The organism is Alcanivorax xiamenensis (assembly GCF_009846745.1).
GTDB classification, from domain to species: Bacteria; Pseudomonadota; Gammaproteobacteria; order Pseudomonadales; family Alcanivoracaceae; genus Alloalcanivorax; species Alloalcanivorax xiamenensis.
Genome location: NZ_AQPF01000090.1, coordinates 1 through 4,656 on the forward strand (window position 1 = coordinate 1; position 4,656 = coordinate 4,656).

Consider the following 4,656-nt stretch of genomic DNA (forward strand, 5'->3'; position numbering starts at 1 on the left):
CGCCGCTTCGGCGACCTGCCGGCGGAGATCGGAACCAGGCTGAACAGTGCCAGCCGGGAGCAGCTGGAAGATTGGATCGACCGCGTTTACGAGGTGGAGACAGTGGCTGCGGTTTTCGAATAGCACCATCCTGCATTCACACCCCCTGTGGGAACCTGCCCGCAGGCGAATTCTTCTCTCTTCAAAACCTTCGCCAGCAAGGCTGGCTCCCACAGCGGCTTCGTCGCCCACTCCCGCCTGTGGGAAGCTGCCTCGGCAGCGAATTGATGTACCCCATCAACCGCCCAGACAACACCACCCCAGCCTTGATTTCTTCTCCCAAAACAGACAATCACCTTTATCATCGGTTTCGGTAAACATTTCCCAGGAAGTGTTTCCTTTTCCTCTTGTTTTACTGTCCCCTTTTTATTTCTGGATTTTTTTCTCGAAAAAGACACCGCTTTTTTTTGAGCGACATCGTCTCTTATCCAAAAAAGGTTCCAGGTACATTTTCTGTAAGCCGCATGGTTGCTGGGTTTGTGTTTTTGAAAAAAGAAAAAGTGCTTAAGGGGACAGGTAATCTATTGTTTTGCGGTTGTGAATCTATTTATCTGGTCCGTGCCGAAGGGTGAACAACCCGAAGGTGGTTAACGGAGCAACTCCGTTGGCCGGAGGCAGGCCAGGGATGCAGTCGACCTGTTCTCCATCAAACCTAAAAACGTTCAAATGCTATAAACAGGAGATGTAGCAATGAATAGCAAAACTTTTAAACCAATGATGTTGGCACTGGCTGGGGCTGTGGCGCTGGCTGGAGCTAGCAGTGCTCAGGCTGTACCTGTGATCTATACTGGAAGCACGACCCTATCGATGGCAGGTCTTCCTCCAATTACATGTGATCTAACTTTGGCTGGGGATGTTACTGGGAATAACGTAGTTGTAAGAGCTGCCGGTACCACTGGGGCAAGCCCTCTTTGTGCCCTGATCTACACGGGCAATCAGGACTGGGTTGGAACAATCTCCGGCGGAACTCTTGATACTGATGCGATTGGAAGTGGTGGACCTAGTACCATTGTGAATACGGGGGCATGCCCGCTGCCTGGTTGCAGCGGTGTTGTTAGTGGTATTAGTTACGCGCCTGCAGATGCAACTGGCACGCCGCCTACTGTGACTATAAGTGGCTCTAACAACTATGGAGGAACATGTACTATTTCTGGGTCTCTGAGCAGGGTTACCCCGTAAAGAGCGCCTTAAAGGCCTGGCGGGTTTTCCGCCAGGCCTTCTTTTATTTTATTGGTTGAGATAAATATTGCAGAAAACTTCCTTGGGCAGGGATAAAAAGATCTACTTTTGTTATAGGTGAATTTCCCAATAGGTTGAAGTGAACTTCATTGTCATTTTTTTGTTCTATTAACATTCTTCCGTCATCTAGGAATTTAATAGGTCCGGATAGTCTCATTGTGACTTTGTAGCTGTAAAAATTGTGGTAAACAAACGGGAAAAATAATATCTCTTTGAATTTCTTTTCAAGTATTGGCGCATTTAAATACAAATCCACTTCAGCTTCAAGTGTAGGCTGGCCTGAATTCCCACTTTTAATATATGCTTGTATATTTCCTTCCTGGGTGTGACGCATTCTCATAACTTGGTACCCAGAGTCAACGGGAAGTCCTGTTGAACCCGCCGCTCCTCCTTTAAGGACTGTGAGGAAAGAAGTGGTTAAAACGTGCCCTGGGTATATGTTGACCAAAATTCCCTCGTCGGATATATATTTATCAGTAACCTCTGCGAATATGGTGCTATTTAAATAAGTGAATTTTTCCTTAGGACATTTTGACGGGATTCCATACATGCAGGATTGATTATTGCAGCCCGATTGATCCTGAAAGGGGGCGTAACTTTCGAAGCCGCAGCCGACATTGCCGCCTATTTGGTGGAGGCCGCTAGTAGCCACTCCTGGGAATGGGATAGGGTAGTCGGAAATTTTGTTTATTCCATAAGAAAGGCTTAGCACTTTTGCGCTATTTGGTGATGGTAGTACCCCGTCTGGGTCCATTGGCTGTGCCGTTCCCTCGTCAAGAAGATCCTGGGTGGCCAAGTCTGGTAACGCTGTAGGGCCATACTCTTGGTTTTGGTAATTATAAAATTCGACAAAGTTCCAATAAAAATATGCATGCTCTTCTTCAGAACCTAAAGTTCGATTCTTATCGTGAACTAGGTTGTTGTTCGTGTCGGATGAGGGGGTCGTGCTTAAAACTTGAAGAATATTTGTGCTGGATTGTGCACCAATGAAGTACTGGATCATGTCTGGCCCCCCCCCTTTTGAAGAGGGAGCAGCGGTTGTTGTTATGTTCCATGGTGTTAATGTACTAGGATCGGTCGGAGCTGGCGATATAGTTATATTGCCAAGAAGTTGCGTTTGCAGAGGTAGACCCAGAGCATCACATATGGCTGAATTGTCAATACTGGATCCGTCGCAGACTGCGACCGTGTCAGATATTGAGTCATTCGAACCTAATGTATACTTGTATGTTTCACCAATCAGCCATGGGGAGCTTGGCGTAAAAATTAAAGTTTTAGGGGATAGCCGGACTTTTCCTGGAACTTCTTCCAAAGTGTTGCCAGAGGTATCTATTCTCTCGACTTTAAAAGATCTTCCTATAGCGATGCTGTTAGGGTCCATTTTTTTTGAGAAAGATACGATGATGGGCCGGTTTTGAGGTATATGAGGAATGGGTAGTAAATCATCACTATCCATGGGAGAGATTCCGGGAGGAATTCCTCCCTTGCAGAAACCAGCCACTTCATTCTCAAGATCTCGTTCTGATTCGTCAAGTAGACAGGGGAAACCAGGGTAGACACCCAAAATATATGGGGATCTAATTTCTACATCGCTAATATTACCAGTCGGTTCTCCTGTAGGGTCATTTAATAAGTCTCGTACTTCCACCACTACCGGCAACTCAAACCCCTCATCAAAACTCCCGCTCCAATCTTCCCCACGCAAATCCTTGATCCCGCTCGCCAACTGCAAACGATAGGACGTCGGATTGGTCTCCGGGCTGTAGCGAAGTGGCTCCTTGGGCTTGATCACCAGCGCGGCGCCATCCACGTAATAGTCAATGTCTTGAGGTACAGCGGCGTTGTTGTTGTCGGTGAGCATGAGAGAAACTTTGCCGCGAATGGATTCCCGGTCCAGTGGCCGATTGAAGTTGAGCACGATGGGGTCGCCGGGCTTGGCCATGGCGGTCTTGTCCAAACCGGTCTGCCCGTCCACGCCCAAGGTCCAGCTCTGGAACTCCAACGGCGTGGTGTCCGGCACCGGCGCGGGGGCGTTGAGCTGATCCTTATAGGACTCCAGTTGGAAGCTGAGCATGCCGTGGGCGAATTCCTGGCCGAGCACGTCCGGCTCCACCACGCTGACCGCATCGATTTTCAGCACGCCTTCCCGCGGATCCACTTCGCCGACGCCGATCAGTTCGATGTGCAGCATGTCCTGGGTAAAGCCGCCGTTGGCGCGGGCTTCGTCGGTGGTGATGGCCACATCCATGAACAGCCGCACGATGCGCAGGGCGTCGGCGCGGTTGTGGGTGTCGTAGGGGTTGGGCACCAGGTAGCCGGTGGCGTCGCTGAGGAAGTGCATTTTCACTTCGCCGGATTCAAAGCCGGCGGGCACTTCGCCGCCGATCAGCACGTCCAGGCTGGTGCCGCTGAGGATGGTGTCGGCGGGGATGCGCACCGGGGTGACGTCCGGGTAGACGGTGACGTCGCCCAGTTCCGCGCGTACGTCGCCGCTGGCCTGGGTGACGTTGTCCTGGCCGAGCAGGGTAGCGTTCACCGGGACTTCGTTCACCGGTTTGCCGGTGAGCGGGGAGGTGCGGGTGCGGTTTTCCGAGTCGGTGATGCGCTGTACCAGGATGGCCGGCTCGCCGCGCGGTGAGGAGTCTTGCGGGGTGACGGTGAATTCGTGGCCACCAAATGTATTGCCGAAGGTGCTGGCCAGACCGTCGCCCAGGGTGAGGGTGTAGGTCTCTCCCGGAGTGAGGTGCTCGGGCGTGGGGTCCAGGGTCATGTAGGGCCCTTCGGTGAGCAGGCGCGCTTCCACCAGCTCGCCGCTGCCGTCCACCAGGGCCACGGTGTCCGCCGGTGTGGTGCCGTCGCCCGGGTTGAGGCCGTAGCGGGCGCTGGTGGGGTCGATGGGCTGAGTGAACTGGAAGCGGAAGGTGGAAAAGTCCATCACCGGTTCTTCGACGTCACCGCTGGGAATGGCGCGGGTGAGGGTGAAGTCGTCGTCGGCCACCACCAGGGACTTCGGGCCCCGTTGCAGCGCGCGGGTGGTGAAGTGGATATCCCTGTTAGGTGCCTTGCCCACGCTTAATTGCACGCCGCGCAGGGTCACGGTGTAGTCGGTGAGCGGTTGCAGTTTTTCCGTGGGCGTTAGCAGGATGCTGCGGCCATCGGCTTCCACTTTGCTGTAGGTGACAGGGACGACGTCCCCATCGGCGCCCCCAAGGCGCAGTTTGATATTGTTTTCGGCGGCGGCCAGCTCGATGTCGCTGGAGAACCGCAATACCACCGGAGCGGGAATCGCCACCTCGCTCTGCCCGTCATCGGGGTAGGCATAAAGCAGGCTTTGCCGCTGGGCGTCATTGGCGTCGTTGCCGGGCATGCTGGAGCCGT

At 52.9% G+C, this 4,656-nt stretch carries 2 protein-coding genes; one reads left to right on the forward strand and one right to left on the reverse strand.

Features of this window, described 5'->3' with window-relative positions:
- Positions 1–446: 446 nt before the first annotated feature.
- Positions 447–611 (forward strand): hypothetical protein, encoded by a 165-nt coding sequence (locus A6D6_RS21350; RefSeq protein WP_159661821.1) that lies wholly within the window; start codon positions 447–449, stop codon positions 609–611.
- A 650-nt stretch (positions 612–1,261) separates the two neighbouring features.
- On the opposite strand, the gene A6D6_RS21355 is transcribed toward A6D6_RS21350, so the two are convergent.
- The gene (locus A6D6_RS21355) at positions 1,262–4,645 is read right to left on the reverse strand and encodes an Ig-like domain-containing domain (RefSeq protein ID WP_159661822.1); all 3,384 of its coding nucleotides are present in this window, start codon (positions 4,643–4,645) and stop codon (positions 1,262–1,264) included.
- Between the last annotated feature and the right edge of the window lie 11 nt (positions 4,646–4,656).

Excerpts from the sequence above, each read along its gene's own strand:
- A6D6_RS21355 (WP_159661822.1), bottom strand. The coding sequence starts at position 4,645 with ATGCCCGGCAACGACGCCAATGACGCCCAGCGGCAAAGCCTGCTTTAT.